The sequence below is a fragment of the Megalodesulfovibrio gigas DSM 1382 = ATCC 19364 genome, from assembly GCF_000468495.1.
Classification (GTDB): domain Bacteria; phylum Desulfobacterota; class Desulfovibrionia; order Desulfovibrionales; family Desulfovibrionaceae; genus Megalodesulfovibrio; species Megalodesulfovibrio gigas.
Map to the genome: position 1 here is coordinate 3,097,760 of NC_022444.1, position 16,688 is coordinate 3,114,447.

Genomic DNA, 16,688 nt, shown 5'->3' on the forward strand with positions numbered 1-16,688 from the left:
GTGGCCGGCCGGGAATCGCCGCTCATGTGGGTCTCGGACCAGCTGGCCGTGGGCGCGGCACCCCTCTCCTACGTGCAACTGGCCCGCCTGCACGACGAGGGCATTTCCGCCATCCTCAACCTGTGCGACGAGTTCTGCGACCTGCACGACATCGAGCGCGATCACGGGTTCGAGGTCCATCACCTCCCCATCCCCGACGAAGAAGCCCCGGACATGACCGCCCTGGAACAGGCCCTCTCCTGGCTGGACGAGGCCATCTATCTGGGCAAGAAGGTCTACATCCACTGCCGCCACGGCATCGGCCGCACCGGCACCGTGCTCAATGCCTACCTGCTGCGCCGCGGCCTGGGCTACAAGCTGGCGGATCGCGTGCTGGCCAAGCTGCGCAGCAAGCCCACCAACTTCTGCCAGTGGCGGGCCGTCAAGCGCTACGGCAAGGTTGCCGGCAAGCTGACCATCCGCGAGCCGCGGCTGGAGTTCAAACGGCTGGTGGATCTGCATCCCTTCATCCACGATTACGAAAATCTGGCCGCCGAGGTCGAGGCCGCCATTGCCGCCGCCTGCGCTGCCCTGCCTCGGTGCGGCCGCGAACATGCCCGCTGCTGCAGCCGGCCCGTGCAACTGACGTTCATCGAGGCCGTGGATCTGGCCACCGTGATCAACCAGGAACTAACCAGCGAGAAGCGCCAGGCCCTCATCGAACGCGCCACCCAGGCCTCCCGCCAGGAGCGGCTTGCCCGTCAGGCCCAGACGCAGGATGCCCAAATCGTCCAGGGAGAAAGCTGTCTGGCGGACATGGCCTTCCCCTGCCCCCTGCTGGAGGACGGCCGCTGCCTGCTCTTCTACATGCGGCCCCTGCAATGCCGCACTTACGGCATGCCCGCGGATGCTGCGGATGCGCTCTGGCGGCACATCTCCCCCACCCTGGCCCAGCTCTCCAGCCAGACCTTTCTGGCCCTCTCCGGCTCGTTTCTGCCGGAATCGCCCCTGACCTTCTCCATTGCGGAGGTGGTCTCCGGCCGCTACGTCCAGCGCTTCTTCCACCAGCTCCGTCTGGCCATGCAGGGGTAGCCGGCCACCCTCACGCCCCGCGCAGGGCCTCCACGATGGACAGCCGCGCCGCCCGCACCGCCGGCAGCAGCCCTCCGGCCACCCCCATGAACGCCGCGAAGCCCAGGCACAGGCCGGCAATGCCCGGTGTGAGGCGAAAGGTGAAGGCCAGCTCCGAAAAGGTCTGAAAATTGGTGGTGGAGAAGGTGAACTGCGTGAGCGCCGACGCCGCCAGCACCCCCACCGCCCCGCCCAGCAGCCCCAGCAGCAGCGCTTCCAGCAGAAAGGCCAGCAGAATCGATCCCCTCCCGAAGCCCAGGGCGCGCAGGGCCCCGATTTCCGCAATGCGCGTGGCCACGGCGGAATACATGGTGATCATGGCCCCGATCATCGCGCCCAGCGAAAAAATGGCCGTGAGGGACACCCCCAGCACCCGCAGAAAGGTGGCCATCATCTCGGACTGTTTTTCGTAGAAGGCCGTCTCGCGGAACACGTCCACCTGCAGCCGCGGATCCGCAGCCAGGCGGACCTGCAACGACTCCAGCGCGGCATCGTCGCGCAGCCGCAGCACCACCGTGGAGAAGGCCTGCCGTCGGAAGGCCTGCATCAGCACCTCCACATCCCCCCACACTTCCGACCCGAAGCCCGAGCCGGCCACATCGAACACGCCGACCACAGGCCAGCGTGCCTGGGCAAACTGCAGGGCCTGCCCCAGATCCACCTCGGCAAAGCCTCGTGCCACGGCCATGCCGAGCAGCACTTCCGTGGACCCCGGCCGCGGCAACCGGCCCCGCAGCAGGCGGAATTCCGGACGAAGCCCCAGGGACGCCGGTTCCACCCCGCGCACGGGCACGTTGGCCACCACCCCGGTGCGCTTCTTGGGCAGGCCGATGAGCACCAGCAGTTCCCGGGCCACCAGGGGCAGGCCGTCCTGACCAGGGGCGATTTCCGGACTGGTCCGCACAATGCCCGCGGCCCAGCGTTCGATGCCGCTTTGCACCTCGGTTTCCGCGCCCTTGCGCAGCAGGATGGCGTTGTGCGGCGAGCCCGTGGCCACCAGGGTCTGCCGCAGGCCCTCGGCCAGCATCAGCGTGGCGGCAAACACAAATACCACCAGGGCCATGCCGCCGGCGGTAAGAGCCGTGGTCAGCCGGCGTCGGGCCAGATTGCGCCAGGAATAGGACAGGGGGACGGCCATCAGCCCAGCCTCCGCAACCCCTCGGCAATGCGCAACCGCGCCGTCGAGATGGCCGGAAAGATGCCCGCCAGCAGTCCCACCAGCAGCCCCAGCACGGCCCCGAGCTGGAACGTCTGGACCTTCACCTCCACAAAAGGGAAATAATCCGACAGAAAATGCCCGAAAGCCTGCGCGCCCGGCGGAATGCCGGCCAGCCCCAGCCCTGTGCCGGCCGCGGCCAGGACCAGGGATTCCCCCATGATGAGCAGCCCGAGGGTGCCGCCGCCGAAGCCCACGGTCTTCATGGCCGCATATTCCGCCGTGCGTTCCCGGGCGCTCATGGCCATGGTGTTGGCGGCCACGGCCAGGATGATGACGATGACCACGTACGACACGATGCGGATGGCCACCAGAATGGCTTCGCTCATGGCCAGAAATCCCTGGGTGAAGGCCTTTTCCGTCTCGGTGAGGGTTTCGGCGCGGGAGTTCTTGAACAGGGCGTCGATGGCCTGGGCCGTGGCCGCAGCGCGGGTTTCGTCCCGGATCTGGATCATGTAGAACCCCACCTCCCCGGCCCTGGCAGACTGCTCCCGCTTGAGCGTTTCGTCCAGGTACGCCCAGTGGAACAGCAACTGCGTTTCGTCCACGGTGCTGTGCGCGCCCTCGTACACGGCGCGGATGGTCAGGGGCCAGTCGCCGGGATAGATGGTCCCGCGCAGGGTGATGGTGTCCCCCAGTTTCCAGCCGAAGCGGTCCATGAGCTTGCGGCCCACCAAGGCAGCCTTGCGATCCTTGAAAAAGGCCAGCCGCTGCGCCTCGGGCACCAGAAATTCCGGATAGATTGACAGATACGTGACCGGCTCCACGCAAAAATTGGCAAAGAAGTTCTTCTCGTCCACGTAGATGCCGCCAAACCAGTTGCCGTAGGATACGGCGCTGACGTTCTCCACATTGTGGATCTTGTCTCGCTGGGAAAGCGGCAGGGGAAAGACCAGGCTGATGGCGTTTCGCGTGACCAGCCGGTTGGCCGCCGCAGCTTCCACACCGGCGTGCCAGGTATCGATGACCGTGCGCAAGAGCCCGAAGGCCAGGATGGCCACAGCCACGCCGACCACGGTGAGCGCGGCGCGCAGCCGGTGGCGGAAGGCGTTACGGACCAGGAGCTTGAGGAGCAGCATGGCCGTCGCCTCCCGGGACATTGTACGGCGAGCCGTTGGCATCGATCCACAATTCACCCTTGTCCAGATGGATGAGCTTGCGGGCGCGCTCCGCGGCCCTGGGATCGTGGGTGACCATGACGATGGTCTTGCCCAGTTCCGTGTTGAGCCGCTCCATGAGGGTCAGCACCTCTTCGGCGGAGGCGCGGTCCAGGTCGCCGGTGGGTTCGTCGGCCACCAGCAGATCGGGATCCGCAGCCACGGCCCGGGCGATGGCCACGCGCTGCTGCTGCCCGCCAGAGAGCTGGCCGGGATAATGGTCCAGCCGGTCGGCCAGCCCCACGGCGGACAGGGCCGCCACGGCGTGCGCGCGCCGTTCCCTGGCGGAAAGATCCGTGAGCAGCAGCGGCAATTCCACGTTCTCCTGGGCCGTGAGCACGGGAATGAGGTTGTAAAACTGAAAGATGAAGCCCACATGGTGCGAACGCCAGGCGGCCAGCTCGGATTCGGAGTATTGCGTCAGATCCTCGCCACGGAACACAATCTCTCCGGCGTCGGCCTGATCGATGCCGGCGATGCAGTTCAGCAGCGTGGACTTGCCCGACCCCGACGGCCCCATCAGGGCCAGGAAATCCCCGGGCATGATGTCCAGGGTGATGTCCGTGAGCACGGGAATATCCTGCTCGCCGCGGCGGTAGTGCTTGGCCAGGTTGCGGATGCGCAGCAGGGGTTCCGCCATGGTCAGTCTTCCTGCACCCGGACGGGCATGCCGCCGGCCAGTTCCTCCGCGGGAGAAAGCACCACTTTCTGCCCCGCGGCCAGTTCGCCGGCAATGGCGGTGAGCCCGCCGAAGGCCTCGCCCGGCTGCACGGCCACCTGCTCCAGCGTGCCGTTTGCATACCGCAGCACGTGCGCGCGCTCCTGACGCCACACCAGGGCCTCGGCCGGCGCCGTGAGGCGGGGTGTTTCCTCGCCGGGAGCCAGAGCCCGGGAAAGAAAGGACACGCGCACGCTCATGTCCGGCAGCACCCGCGGATCCAGATGATTGAAGCGGACCTTGACCAGGATGGTGGCCTTGGTGCGGTCTGCCGTGGGGACGATCATATGCACCACGCCGGGAAAGCGCTCGCCGGGCAGGGCATCCAGCTCAATCTCGCAGGGCATGCCCGCCGCCACCTTGCCGATCTGCGACTCGCTCACGTCCACCTCGGCCTGCAGGGAGGTCAGATCCGCCAGCGTGACCACCGAGGCCCGGGCGCTGGCCGCCGCGCCCAGGGGAGTGAGGATGTCGCCCACGTCGGCATTCTTGGTGAGCACCACGGCGTCAAACGGCGCACGCAGGGTGGCATAGCCCTGGTCCACCCGGGCGCGTTCCGCGGCGGCCTTGGCAGCCAGGACCTGCTTGGAAACCTGAAAAATGGCCGCCCGGGCCACGTCACGGCGGGTCTCGGCGGCATCGTATTCGGATTGGGCAATGGCCCCCGTGCGCACCAGGGCCTGCAGACGGCGCTCCTGACGTTCCGTGTCCAGAAGTTCGGCCTCCAACTGCTTCAGACGGGCTTCGGCGGCCACCACCTCGGCCAGGGCCGCAGCGTGGGCGGCGGCAAGGTCCTCGGCTTCCAGGCGGGCCAGGATGTCGCCCTGGCGCACCAATTGGCCCTCCTCCACCCCCAGCCAGACCAGCTGTGAAGTGATCTTGGCGGCCACGGAAGACTTGCGATCCGCCACCATGTAGCCGCTGGCGGTGAGGGCGGCCAGGGTCTGGGAAGGATGCGTCAGGGCCACCGTGCCCAGGCGCACCAGGGGCGGCCGGGGCCAGAACCACCAGGCCGCGCCGGCCCCCAGACAGACCAACAGAAACAGCAGCCCCCAGGGGATGCGACGACGACGACGCAGCCCCCGGCCATCGCGCTGAATGCGCAGGGAGGCCAGATCCTTGGAGGTTGATACCGCAGTGACAGTGGAAGAAGCCATGGCCGGCACTGTAGCAGGCATTCATCGCCTTGCAAAGTATTTGTTTCGCTTTAAACGATGCAGTGCACATGAAAATGTCATTTGACGCCTGCACCGCACACGCGGTACGGCGTGGCCATGATTGCAGTCATCTCAGGCGTTATTGCACTGGTACTGATCCATGGACAACTGCAGCAGCCACCGGAATATCAGACCCGGGAGGCCCTGCTGCAGCATCTGGAAGCCATCCGCCATCCGCAACCGCCGCCGACCAGGGCCGGGGATCCCCACGCCCGCATGGACACAAACCGGGACGGCCGCCTGACCCGCGAGGAATGGGACGCCTTCATGACCGTGCACGACGAGGATTACATGCCCTGCCACCGCGGCCAGGGCGAGAAGGACGACACCGTGCCGCGGCCCTGAGATTTTCGCCCCGCCGCATTGACCCTCTCCCCTGTCCGCCTTATGCTGTCTGATGACTCGGCACCCTCGACCAGGGCCGCCGGTCCACTCCATCACGCACAAAGGAGCCATCCAACATGAAAACCCTTCGCCTGCTCTGCTGCTTCCTGCTCCTGGCCGCATCCCCGGCCTATGCCGGCATGGCCGCCGGCCCGCACGGCAGCCCCCATGGCGGGATGATCGGCTTTGATCATCTCGACGCAGACAAGGACGGCAGCCTCTCCCGGGACGAGTTCGCGACCATGATGCGCGGCAGCACGCATCCGGACAACAAGGATGCCGCCTTCAAGATGATCGACACCGACGGCGACGGCGGCATCTCCCCCCAGGAATGGGACGCCTTCAAGGATTCCCACGCCAAGGCCATGGGCAAGCACGGCCAGCCGGCCGAAAGCCCCGACTGCGCCCCCGACGGCAACAAAACCGTCCAGTAGGCAACCTTACAGCGTAACGGGGAGAATCGCCTGCGGCGGCTCTCCCCGTTGCTGCGAGGTCGATCACGCCTTCCGGCGTCGCCAGCCTGTCGCCAGCCCCCACCAGGAGCCCGCGGCCAGGGCCGCTGCCCTCGCCAGCACGAACCCCGGCACGGCCAGGGCCAGGACGACATCCTGCCGCAGCAGTCTTCCCGTCCAGGGCAGGGCCGAGGCCGCAATGCCCGCCGCCAGCAACGCCTCCACCCGGAACAATCCCGGCCAGCACACCGCCAGGGGCAGGATGGCCCAGCCGAGCATGGCGGCCAGGGTCTGGAATTTCACGGCCTTGGATGTGTAGCGGTCCGAGACGGCCTTGTCCGGATAGCGCCGGTAGACCCTCACCCGCCAGTACGCCCGCCAAAACTTGGTGCGGCAGTAGCGCCCCAGGCTGGCTGGGTGCAGATGCTGGACCACAGCCCGCGGCGCGAACACCAGCCGTCGACCCGCGGCCAGCAGGCGGTAGGAGAACTCCGTATCCTCATTGTTGGCAGTTGGATAGGAGACATCGAACCCACCGGACTCCAGGAAGACGGACCGCCGGAAGGCCGCGGCGTAGGTGGCCACCAGATCCACGGGGCCGCCGTCCTCGTGCAGGGCATAGCGGGACTCGAATTCGGCCTGGGCAAACCGCGCCGTGAGCTGCCGCTGCAGGGTGCGGTAGGCGCCCTGGACGCCGTCCACGGTGGGGTCCTCGAATTTTTTCAGGATATTGACCAGAAAATCCGGCCCGGGCCGGCAATCCGCATCGGTAAAGACCACCACCGCGCCCCGGGCGTACTGGCCACCCAGATTGCGCGCCGCGGCCGGCCCGTGGTTGCGCCCGTCGGGATGCTGCAGCCAGCGCACGCTGCCATCATCCACCCAGGAGCGGCAGCAGGCGGCGGTATCGTCGGTGGAACCATCATCCACCACAATGATTTCATAGGATTTTCGCGACTGATTCTGCCGCACCAGACTGCGCAGGGTGTGCGGCAGGGTCCCGGCGGCATTGTACGCCGGGATGACCACCGAGGCCGCCAGACCGGGTTCCTGCGGCTCCAGGGCCGGCAGGGACTCGGCGCAGGCCGGGGGCGCGCCGGCACCGGACCCGAAGAGCAGGTGCTTCACAAACACCCGGCCCGCCTTGACACTGCGGTGGCGTTCATCAGGATCCTTCAGCGCCTCCCAGGCCTTGCGGAGCAGGAATTTGGGACGGAAATAGAAACGCCGGCGGGCCTGATCGCACAGGGCCACCAGCTCCTCGGGGCCGAAGTGCTCGTTGCGGGTGACGCAGTTGTGCAGCCCCTGCGGCGTCAGCCAGGCCGAGAAGTCCACCGTGGTGATCCACCCCTTTTCCTGATACATGGCGTAGGCTTGCGTACCGGGATAGACCATCACCGGGTAGAACTGCGCCGTGTCCGGGTCCAGATCAAGGGCCAGACGGATGGTCTGTTCCACGGCGGCACGGTCCTCGCCGGGGAAGCCGATGATGAAGCAGCCGTGGATGCGCAGGCCGGCGGCTCGTGCATCGGCCATGAAGCGTCTTGCCCGGTCCGCACCCAGGCCCTTGCGCATGCAGGCCAGGGTGGCCGGCACGCCGGATTCGAAGCCCACGCAGAGCATGCGACAGCCTGCGGCCTTGAGGGCGCGCATGGTCTCCAGGTCCAGATCCATGCGGGCGTTGGCGGACCAGGTGAACTGCAACCCGCGGTCCTGGATGACCTGGGCGAACTCCAGGCTGCGGGCGCGGTTGGCGGTGAGGGTATCATCCTCGAAAAAGATGGACCGCACCTGCGGGCATTCCCGCAAAATCTCCTCCACCTCATCCAGCACGTTGGCGATGCTGCGAATGCGCACAACATGGCCGGTGAGGGTCTGCGGATACACGCAGAAACTGCACCGGAACGGGCAGCCCCGGCTGGTGGTCAGGGTGACCATGGGATGCAGCCCGTTGGGGTTGAAATAGTCTTCCAGCCGCAGATGCCGACGATACACGCGGCTCACAAAGGGCAAGACGTCCAGATCGTCAAGGAAGGGCCGGTCGGCGGCGGCGCGGATGTCCTCGCTCTCGGACTCGGCACGGAAGGTCAGGCCCTGGATGTCCTGCAGCACGGTCGCCGGCGGCCGGCCGCCGGCCTGGCGCACGGCCCGGGCCAGCTCCAGCACGGTGTATTCGTATTCGCGGCGGGCCACGGCATCCACCCAGGGAGCCTGCCGCAGGGTTTCCTCCGGCAGGGCAGACACATGCACCCCCACCATGACCACGATGGCCTGGGGCACGACGGCCTTGAGCTGCCGGGCGGCCTCCAGGTCGTTGGCGATGGAGGGGGTGGAGCTGTCCAGAATCATGAGCAACGGCTGTTCAATGCGGGCGCGGTCCAGCACGGCATCCAGGGACAGGCCGGCAGCCGGCGCGTCCTGGAAGGTGACGTCGAACCCGGCTTCTTCCAGCACGCCGGCGGCATACGCCAACCAGATGGGATAATACAGCGTACCGGACTTGGTGACGGCCGGACTGCGCTGCGGCCTGGAAAATTTGGGAAAATACGGGGGGTTTAGAACAAGAATGTGCATGATTGGGCCGGCCTGTCTAAGGAGTTGTCTTGCCATGGGAAAATAAAGCTTCTACAAGAGCACAGGCCCGCATGCAACCGCATGGGAGCAATCAACCTTCAGCCTGGCGCCATCATGACCTTGTATCTTCGTCCTGTCTTGCTGCTTGCGCTATTCTGGATCGCGGCGTTGCTGTGTCCAGGCTGCGGCGGCCCCAAGGATCCCGTGTCTCTTTCCCCTGTGTCGGCGGGAAGTTCCATAAACGCCACCCGAAACGCCGTGCATGCCGGCCCCCTGGCCTACGGCGACAAGCTCTCCGTGCATGTCTGGCGGCATGACGACCTGACCCTGGAACCGCAGGTGGACGAAACCGGCGGCTTCGATTTTCCCCTGATCGGCAAGGTCCAGGCCTCCGGCAAGACCATCGGCCAGCTGCGCGACGAAATGCGCTCCCGCCTGGCTGTGTATCTGGTGAATCCCCAGCTCATGGTGGAGCTGATGCAATCTGCCTTCCGCACGGCCTATGTCTACGGCGAAGTGACGGCCGAAGGGCCGGTGGTCCTGAATCATGACGTCACGCTGTGGGAGGCCATCTCCCGGTGCGGCGGCTTCACCCGCGACGCCAGCGAGGGCAACGTGCTGATCATCCGCGGCGCCCAGGGCCGGGGGGAAATGCAGCTCCTGGTGGCGGACATGAAGCTCGCCAACGTGGAAAAGGACAAACCCTTCAACTTCTCCGGCTACCTGGCCCCCGGCGACCTGGTGTTCGTGCCGCCTACCACCCTGGCCAATGTGGAACGCTTCATGACCCGGCTGCGCAACATCCTGGAGGCCATCGCCTCGGCGGAACGCGCCATCATCTTCATTCCCCAGGTCCGCGACGCCCTGATCGACGTCTACGACGGCCAGCCGCCGGATTACACCAGCAGCTCCGGCAACCTGAACAACGTCGCCGGCGAAAACCTCAGCAACCAGGGCGGCGTAATCACGCCTACGCAATAACCACGTGGAACTCAGACAGCTTCTCGAAATTCTGTGGCGGCGGCGGCGGCTGTGCGGCGGCATTGCACTGGGGGTGTTCCTGGGCATCTTGCTGCTCACGCTCCTTGTAGTGCCCCGGTACGTGGCCACCTCCAAGGTCCTGGCGTACAAATCTCCCTCGGCAAGCACCCTGCTCAGCTCCCTGGGCCTGCGCTCGTCCACCATGCCGGAAACGGTGTCCGACGCCGAAGTGGCCAACTACAAGCTGATCGCCCAGTCCGCACCCGTGCTGCAGGCCGTGACCCAGGAACTGGAGCTGCAGCGCGTGCGGGCCCGGTCCCTGCTGCCGCGCATGATCCCCGGCGCCACCTGGCTCCTGCCCAAGCTGGGGCTGGATGGCCTGCTCAACGCCACCAAGCCCCTGCAATGGGACGAACTGGGCAAGAAGAGCATCCTGCAATTCTTCTTCCCCAGGCCGTATGTGGATATTTCCGAGGATCAGGACGCGGACATATTCACCATCACGGTGCAGGCCACAGACATGGCCGAGTCCGTGCGCATCGCCAACACCGTGGCCAAGGCATTCATCGACCGCGATGTGGAACTGCAGCGCGAGGAGTTCTACCGCTTTGCCGACTCCATTGAGGCCCGCATCCCCCTGGCCAAGGCGGAATATGAGCGGACCCTCAAGGGGCTGCAAGACTTCCGCGAAAAGCACGCCTCCATCAGCCTGGATGAAGAAATCCTGCGGCTTATCGGCCTGATTTCCTCCGTGGCCAGCGAACGAGACGAAGCCGGCGTGCAGGCGGAACAATATCGCGCCATGCTGGCCGAAACCCGGCGTCTGCTGGCTGCCACGCCGCAGTACTCCAAATCCCAGGAGCAGATGGAACGCAACCCGGTGGTGGATTCGGTCAAACTCACCCTGCGCGACCTGTACCTGGAGCTGGCCAACACCCGCACCCGTTACACCGAACAGCACCCCCAGGTGGTGGACATCCAAAACCGCATCAAGCAAGCCAAAGAAATTATTCAAGAAGAAGCCGCCAGGATCTTCGGTGACGTCACCCTTGCCCTGGACCCGCTCTTCACCGAACTCGCGCAACGCGCCTCCCAATACGCTGCCGACACTGCCGGGGCGGAGATGCAGCAGCAGGCGTATGATCAGGTGCTGGCCAGCCTGAACCAGAAGCTGCTGCGCTTCCCGGCCATGCAGACCAACTATGCCTTGCTCAGTCTTCAATATCGCCGCGCAGAGCAGTATCTTCAGACACTGATGGACATCAACTATCAGGTGGACACGGCCCGCTCCCTGGCTGTTTCCAACCTGCGGCTGGTGGAAGCCGCCAGCATCCCCCCGGATATTACCGATTACAAGCAGCCGAACCTGATGCTGCATGTGGCCCTGGCCATCTTTCTGGCGGGATTTTTCTCCCTTGTCGGCACATTTTTACGGGAATACCTGGATCCTGCCGTGCTGCGGCCGGACGATGCAGCCACAGCCGCCGGCGCACCGTGTCTGGCCGTGCTGCCGGCGGGATCCGGCACGCGGCAGGGCGCCTTTGCCAGCCGGCCTGCGGGGCATCCGCAGCGCGAGGCGCTTTCCGCCCTGGCCGCCACCCTGGAATCCGGAAATCCTGTCCCCCGCCGCATCGGCCTGCTGCCGCTGAATGATGAGCCCGCCACCGCCCTGGCCGTGGCGCATCTGGGCCAGATGCAGACCGAGGAACGCCACCGCACCCTGCTGGTGGATCTGTGTCTGCGCACCCCGCATCTGGATGCCCTGTTCGGCGTGGCCCGATCCCCCGGCGTGGCGGAAGTGCTGGCCGGCAAGGCGACGGCGCAGGCCTGTCTGCAGCCCCTGCCCTTTGAGCAGGCCCGGCTGCTGGCCGCCGGACGGGCGGATCTGCTCCAGGGAACCGTCCTTTCCAAACGCGCACTGGAGCCGCTGTTGAACTCCCTCGCCGCACAGGTGGACCGCACCGTGTGCCTGCTGCCTGCCCTGGCGACCAATGCCGACGGCCTGCGCATCGTGTCCGTGCTGAATACCGTGGTGCTGGTGGCCTCCCAGGGCGTGACCCACCGCGAGGCCTTGTCCAACGCGGCTGCCGGCGTGCGACAGGCGGGAGGCACCGTGCAGGGCGTGGTGCTGATTCAGGAATCAGGATGGAAAGCATTCCCCCAACTGCAGTGGAAACGCGCCTGATTGTAGAGCAGATCACCCCCGAAACAGATCCTTGCGAGGGGGGGGGAACCCGTGTGAGAACGGTTCTCCCCAGACGGCTCTTCTCAGACGTACCGTGCTTCAGGGCAGATGACGGTCAGGATCGTCCCAGAAAGTCATGCACCTTGGGCGCAAGCAGGCAGGCCACCGCATACGCGGCGAGCAGGGCGTAATCAATGGCCGTGAACACGGCACTCAGGCTGCCCGTCATCAGATAATTCCCCACCCCCAGCGACAGGGCAAAGCTCGCCAGCACCAAGGCCCGATTGCGCCGCACCGCCAGGATGAAGTACAGCGCCCCCAGCACATAACACAAGACGAACACCAGGGACGCCACGACATCATCCTCCCGAAAACGCACGGAAAGCACACATCCCAGCGTCGCCACGAAAGCGGCCACCTCCCAGCTCAGCAAGCCTGAGCCCCTGGGGCAGGTCCCGTAGGTGTCGTCGCACGCGCCGTGGATGGATTTCCGGTCGGGGCCATGCGCATAGGGGGTGTATGCCGGAGTCTGGGGTCTGCCTGCGGCAGGGCTTGATGTGGGTACGGATGCAGGCGCGGGCGTGGCCGGCTCGTCCTGCGATGCCCCGGCACCATTGCCGTTGCCGTTGGCCGGAGGCGCTGGCTGCGACGCCGGCGGCGGCGTGGCTGCCACGGCCTGGACCACCGAGGCCAGGGCCGGCGGCGGGCCGGGAAGTGCAGGGAGGGAGGCCGGCTCGGCGCCGGAGGCCGCCTTGCCCGCCGACGGAGGAGCGGATGCGGGAACAGGGGCCGCCGTGGTATGCACCTGTCTCCAGGAGGGGCTGCCGTCTTCTGCGGCATCCGGCATCACGCGCACGATGGGAAGGGGCCGCACCGTGTCCAGCCCCTCGCTGGCCAGCACGCGCTCCACAGCCTCCAGAAACTCGGCGGCCGAGGAATAGCGGCGGTCCGGGTCGTACTGCACGGCGCCGAGGATGACCTCGCGCACGCCGCGGGGCAGCGTGTCCGGCATGGTGATCATGGCGCCGGAGAGCCGCTTCTTGACCATCAAATTCTTGTTGCCCTTGGCGTCCTCCTCAAAGGGAAGACTGCCCGTCAACATTTCGTAGCCCACCAGCCCCAGGGAATAGATGTCCACCTGAAAATCGTAGCCGTGGCCGTAGGGGTCCTTGATGACTTCGGGGGCAATGTACAGCGGCGTGCCCACGCGGGTTTCCGCCTGGCTGGTATCCGTCACCTGGCGGGCCACCCCGAAGTCGCCGATGCGAGCCATGCCGTCTTCGTTGATGAAGATGTTCTCCGGCTTGATGTCGCGGTGGATGACCTGCTTGGCGTGGATGTGCATCAGGCCGCGCAGGCAGTCCGCCAGCATGCGCATGGCCCGGGGCCAGGGGATGGGGCCCTTCTTGATTTCCTTGGCGAGGTTGTTGGGCAGATAATCCATCATCACGGCCAACAGGGCGGTGACGGACTCGGAATCGCGGATGTGAAACACCTGATGATTGTGCCAGCCCACCACATTCTGGTGGCCGCCCAGGCTGTACAGGTGCACCAGCTCCTTGGCTTCCTGGCTGATGGCGTCCTGCAGGGAATCCAGGGAATCGCTGTTGGTGCTGGCTTTTTTGGTCAGGGAAATGACCTTGAGGGCGGAGACGAATCTGGCCCCCAGGTCCTCGCGCTCCAGCTTGAAGACGCACCCGAAGGCCCCGGCGCCAAGAAACGCCACGACCTTCCAGCCGCCGAACAACGGCTCTTTCTTACGGAGAAAGCCGAGGATGGTATTTTTGCAGTACAGGGACCTGTCGGCCATTCGTGTTACATCCGTTCGCGCAACCCTAACGAGTGCAGGTTACGGGCACGCGTCGAACGCCTCGCCCGGACGATCTGCCCGACGCAGGCACTTCGCCCCCGGGCTTTCCGGGGGAGCACGGCCCGCGCGACATCGTCATGCTCTGGCGGCATGGTATGCCAGGGCATCACCCCAGGCAACACAAAAAAAACAGCGGGCGGCCACCGGCGAGAGGAGGCGCGACTATCACCACCGTCGCGACTATCGCCAGCATGGCGACTATCACCACCATGGCGACCATCGCCGCCACAACAGGCGCAAGGGCTCAGGCGGCGAAGCGTTCCTGCTGGAGCATCTGCTGCTGGGCGCTCTTGGCCTCCTGCAGCAGGCGGTCCAGCTCCCGGAGCTTTTGATCCCGGATGGAGGCGCTGGCCCGGCGGCGGCGCTCCAGAAGTTCCATGTCCTTGAGGTGCTGTTCGACGAGATGCTGGATGTCGCGCATGGCAAGCCTCCGCCCACATGGCGTTGCTGATCCCCCCGCGGAACGCGGCGACGAACGGGCAAGAGCGTACGCCCTTGCTCTAGACTTTTTCTAGCATAGCAACGACGCCGATCAAGGTCAAGGGGGTGTGCGGACAGATGAAATCGAGCCGCACAGGCATGGGGAACTCAGCGCAAGCCGGTGGATTCCGGATCCTGCTGCTGCTGGCGGCGCTTGTATTCCTTCATGTTGAAGTGGTGCAGCACCTGGATGTCGTGGCGTTTGCGACGCACGCACAGCCTCCAGATGCTTACCAATAAAAAGACAACGGCGATGCCGGCCAGCGCCCATTCCCAGAAGCGGATACGGGAGAAGTCGATCATCATGGCGAGTTCGTGGATCAATGTCTCCATCTCTCTTCTGTAGCCATCTTTTCCCCGGCAGGCAAGGTGTGGAAGGCCTCCACGTCAGAACTTCCCTCGCCTCGGCCATAGCGGCGGATTCTTCGGGGTTGCCTCTTGCCTGTTCTGTGCTATCAAATGCTCGCACGCATCAGTCAACCTCGCACTTGGACATGGAGGACCGTGCCCATGCAATTTGTCAGACATCCCGCTGCTGCCTTGCTGCTCTGCCTGTTCACCACCGGCGTGTTCCTTGCCGCCACCCATGCCACCGTCCATGCCGCGGACTGGCGCCTCAAGGGCTGGGAGCAGGGCTCTGCCTACGACGCGCTTTACATCCCCGCGGACCGTGAAAAATTCACGGCCGTGATTGAAAAGGTCATCGACATCACCCCCATGCCCGGCATGGATGAAGGCGTGGGCCTCATCGCCAAACGAGACGACACCGGCGAAAAAGTCACCGTGCACATCGGCCCCAAGGACTTTGTCACCACCAGATCAGACTGGGCTGCCGTGACCCCCGGCGCCAAAGCCAAGATTTACGGCGTGTACAATGACCTGGCCGACAAGGAAATTTTTCTGCTGAACAAGATCGTGGTCGGTGACAAGATGGTCAAGGTCCGCAAGACCGGCGATGGCAGAGGCTGGTGGACCCTCACCCCCGAGGAGCTGGCAAAGGAAGAGGCGGACAACAAGGCCGAGTAACCCATTCAACGAATTCTCGCCGTCCACCCTTTTTCCGGAGCATCCCCGCATGTCCACCCTCCCCTGCCCCCCTCGCCTTCCTCACGCCTGTGTTCTGGGGATCGTCTCCCTGCTGTGTCTGGCCTGCGCTGCTTGCGGCAGCCTGCGCGTCCGGCCACCAATCCCCGGGCAGGACACCAATCCCCTGACCCTGAGCCAGACCCGGGTGATGGCCACCCGCAACGATGCCGGCATTGCCGGCGTGCGTGGCTGGGGCGACGTGCTCTCCCCGGATCTGCAGCACAGCCTTGCCGAGTCCACGCAACAATATCGCGACCGGCTCCAGAAAGAAGGCCAGCCCATGCCCCAGGCCTTCGACATCATGGCCCTGTCCGGCGGCGGACCAGACGGCGCCTTTGGCGCGGGGGTGCTCTGCGGCTGGACAGACACCGGCACCCGGCCGGAATTCCGCATTGTTACCGGGGTGAGCACCGGCGCGCTCTCTGCGCCCTTCGTCTTCCTGGGGTCAAAGTATGACGCCGAGTTGCGCGAGCTCTACACCACGCTGAAGACAAAGGACATTCTCTTCCTCAAGGGCATCTATCGCATTATCTTTGGCGATTCCGTCACCGACAACACCCCCCTGCTGCGCATCCTGCAGCAACGCGTTAACGCCGAGATGCTGGACGCCATTGCCAAGGAGCATGCCCGGGGCCGCCGGCTGTTCATTGCCACCACCAACCTGGACGCCCAGCGCAACGTGGTGTGGGACATGGGAGCCATTGCCGTTTCCGGTCATCCCAAGGCTCTGGAACTGTTCCACAAGGTGCTGCTGGCTTCTTCCGCCATTCCCGTGGCCTTTCCGCCGCAGTACATTCCCGTGCAGCGCGGCGAGGATCTCTACGACGAGATGCACGTGGATGGCGGCGTCATCTCCCAGTTCATCGTCTACGACGGCTATCTCAATCCCAAACGCATGGCCGAGGAACTGGGGCAGATGCACGCCTACGAAAAAGTGTTCAAGCGCGTGCACATCCTCATCAACAACAAAATCGGTCCCGTGGGCGAGCCGGTGAAGCCCCGCCTCGCGCCCATCGCCTCCCGGGCCATCTCCACCCTCATCAAATCCCAGGCCAAGGGCGCATTGGCCTATGCCTACCTGCTGGCCAAGCGCGACGACATGCACATGCGCTTCCTGGCCATCCCCGAGGAGTTCGAAGCCCAGGCCGCCGAGCCCTTCGATCCCGTGGCCATGAAAAAGACGTTTGAACTCGGCTACGAAATCGGCCGCAACCAGACCGGCTGGCAGGAGCTGCCCCCGGGCTACGAACACTGACAA

The 16,688-nt window shown here is 65.4% G+C and carries 15 protein-coding genes; 7 read left to right on the top strand and 8 right to left on the bottom strand.

Annotated elements, in window-relative coordinates:
- On the top strand, positions 1-1,071 hold the full coding sequence (locus DGI_RS13620) for a protein-tyrosine phosphatase family protein (RefSeq protein ID WP_021761721.1): 1,071 nt from the start codon (positions 1-3) through the stop codon (positions 1,069-1,071).
- Between the two features lie 10 nt (positions 1,072-1,081).
- Here the strand turns inward: DGI_RS13620 and DGI_RS13625 are convergent, their stop codons facing one another.
- The 4 genes from DGI_RS13625 to DGI_RS13640 are packed head-to-tail and all read right to left on the bottom strand — an operon-like array spanning position 1,082 to position 5,358.
- Positions 1,082-2,248, bottom strand: coding sequence for an ABC transporter permease (locus DGI_RS13625; protein WP_021761722.1), 1,167 nt, complete (start codon positions 2,246-2,248; stop codon positions 1,082-1,084).
- Entirely contained in the window at positions 2,248-3,405 is a 1,158-nt protein-coding gene (locus DGI_RS13630; protein WP_021761723.1) for an ABC transporter permease, read from the bottom strand. The genes DGI_RS13625 and DGI_RS13630 overlap by 1 nt, the downstream gene beginning before the upstream one ends.
- Positions 3,377-4,123 (bottom strand): ABC transporter ATP-binding protein, encoded by a 747-nt coding sequence (locus tag DGI_RS13635; protein WP_021761724.1) that lies wholly within the window; start codon positions 4,121-4,123, stop codon positions 3,377-3,379. The genes DGI_RS13630 and DGI_RS13635 overlap by 29 nt, the downstream gene beginning before the upstream one ends.
- Before the next feature lie 2 nt (positions 4,124-4,125).
- Positions 4,126-5,358 (bottom strand): efflux RND transporter periplasmic adaptor subunit, encoded by a 1,233-nt coding sequence (locus DGI_RS13640; protein ID WP_021761725.1) that lies wholly within the window; start codon positions 5,356-5,358, stop codon positions 4,126-4,128.
- A gap of 117 nt (positions 5,359-5,475) precedes the next feature.
- Here DGI_RS13640 and DGI_RS13645 point away from each other — a divergent pair, with 117 nt between their 5' ends.
- A complete protein-coding gene (locus DGI_RS13645; protein WP_021761726.1) occupies positions 5,476-5,763 on the top strand; it encodes an EF-hand domain-containing protein in 288 nt (95 codons plus the stop codon).
- A gap of 116 nt (positions 5,764-5,879) precedes the next feature.
- On the top strand, positions 5,880-6,236 hold the full coding sequence (locus DGI_RS13650; RefSeq protein WP_021761727.1) for an EF-hand domain-containing protein: 357 nt from the start codon (positions 5,880-5,882) through the stop codon (positions 6,234-6,236).
- Positions 6,237-6,299: 63 nt separating this feature from the next.
- On the opposite strand, the gene DGI_RS19285 is transcribed toward DGI_RS13650, so the two are convergent.
- On the bottom strand, positions 6,300-8,828 hold the full coding sequence (locus tag DGI_RS19285) for a B12-binding domain-containing radical SAM protein (protein ID WP_021761728.1): 2,529 nt from the start codon (positions 8,826-8,828) through the stop codon (positions 6,300-6,302).
- Positions 8,829-8,942: 114 nt separating this feature from the next.
- Between DGI_RS19285 and DGI_RS13660 the strand changes: the two genes are divergently transcribed.
- Complete coding sequence (locus DGI_RS13660) at positions 8,943-9,809, top strand: polysaccharide biosynthesis/export family protein (protein WP_158407336.1); 867 nt, start codon at positions 8,943-8,945, stop codon at positions 9,807-9,809.
- Positions 9,810-9,813: 4 nt separating this feature from the next.
- A complete protein-coding gene (locus DGI_RS13665) occupies positions 9,814-11,994 on the top strand; it encodes a GumC family protein (protein ID WP_021761730.1) in 2,181 nt (726 codons plus the stop codon).
- Between the two features lie 115 nt (positions 11,995-12,109).
- On the opposite strand, the gene DGI_RS19455 is transcribed toward DGI_RS13665, so the two are convergent.
- The 3 genes from DGI_RS19455 to DGI_RS13675 all read right to left on the bottom strand — a co-directional run bounded on the left by DGI_RS19455 (position 12,110) and on the right by DGI_RS13675 (position 14,677).
- A complete protein-coding gene (locus DGI_RS19455; RefSeq protein WP_021761731.1) occupies positions 12,110-13,804 on the bottom strand; it encodes a serine/threonine protein kinase in 1,695 nt (564 codons plus the stop codon).
- A 304-nt stretch (positions 13,805-14,108) separates the two neighbouring features.
- Complete coding sequence (locus tag DGI_RS18835) at positions 14,109-14,285, bottom strand: hypothetical protein (protein WP_021761732.1); 177 nt, start codon at positions 14,283-14,285, stop codon at positions 14,109-14,111.
- Positions 14,286-14,452: 167 nt separating this feature from the next.
- Positions 14,453-14,677, bottom strand: coding sequence for a hypothetical protein (locus tag DGI_RS13675; protein ID WP_144284199.1), 225 nt, complete (start codon positions 14,675-14,677; stop codon positions 14,453-14,455).
- 177 nt (positions 14,678-14,854) lie between these two features.
- Here DGI_RS13675 and DGI_RS13680 point away from each other — a divergent pair, with 177 nt between their 5' ends.
- Both DGI_RS13680 and DGI_RS13685 read left to right on the top strand, forming a co-directional pair.
- Positions 14,855-15,370 carry a hypothetical protein gene (locus DGI_RS13680; RefSeq protein ID WP_051286270.1) on the top strand — a complete coding sequence of 172 codons (516 nt, stop codon included), beginning with the start codon at positions 14,855-14,857 and terminating at the stop codon, positions 15,368-15,370.
- A 49-nt stretch (positions 15,371-15,419) separates the two neighbouring features.
- Entirely contained in the window at positions 15,420-16,685 is a 1,266-nt protein-coding gene (locus DGI_RS13685) for a patatin-like phospholipase family protein (RefSeq protein ID WP_021761737.1), read from the top strand.
- Positions 16,686-16,688: the final 3 nt, after the last annotated feature.

Bases quoted from the DNA above. Each gene is read 5' to 3' on its own strand.
- DGI_RS13680 (WP_051286270.1), top strand. From the start codon at position 14,855: ATGCAATTTGTCAGACATCCCGCTGCTGCCTTGCTGCTCTGCCTGTTC.
- DGI_RS13635 (WP_021761724.1), bottom strand. From the start codon at position 4,123: ATGGCGGAACCCCTGCTGCGCATCCGCAACCTGGCCAAGCACTACCGC.
- DGI_RS13650 (WP_021761727.1), top strand. From the start codon at position 5,880: ATGAAAACCCTTCGCCTGCTCTGCTGCTTCCTGCTCCTGGCCGCATCC.
- DGI_RS19285 (WP_021761728.1), bottom strand. From the start codon at position 8,828: ATGCACATTCTTGTTCTAAACCCCCCGTATTTTCCCAAATTTTCCAGG.
- DGI_RS13685 (WP_021761737.1), top strand. From the start codon at position 15,420: ATGTCCACCCTCCCCTGCCCCCCTCGCCTTCCTCACGCCTGTGTTCTG.
- DGI_RS13660 (WP_158407336.1), top strand. From the start codon at position 8,943: ATGACCTTGTATCTTCGTCCTGTCTTGCTGCTTGCGCTATTCTGGATC.
- DGI_RS18835 (WP_021761732.1), bottom strand. From the start codon at position 14,285: ATGCGCGACATCCAGCATCTCGTCGAACAGCACCTCAAGGACATGGAA.
- DGI_RS13640 (WP_021761725.1), bottom strand. From the start codon at position 5,358: ATGGCTTCTTCCACTGTCACTGCGGTATCAACCTCCAAGGATCTGGCC.
- DGI_RS19455 (WP_021761731.1), bottom strand. From the start codon at position 13,804: ATGGCCGACAGGTCCCTGTACTGCAAAAATACCATCCTCGGCTTTCTC.
- DGI_RS13630 (WP_021761723.1), bottom strand. From the start codon at position 3,405: ATGCTGCTCCTCAAGCTCCTGGTCCGTAACGCCTTCCGCCACCGGCTG.
- DGI_RS13645 (WP_021761726.1), top strand. From the start codon at position 5,476: ATGATTGCAGTCATCTCAGGCGTTATTGCACTGGTACTGATCCATGGA.
- DGI_RS13675 (WP_144284199.1), bottom strand. From the start codon at position 14,677: ATGGAGACATTGATCCACGAACTCGCCATGATGATCGACTTCTCCCGT.
- DGI_RS13625 (WP_021761722.1), bottom strand. From the start codon at position 2,248: ATGGCCGTCCCCCTGTCCTATTCCTGGCGCAATCTGGCCCGACGCCGG.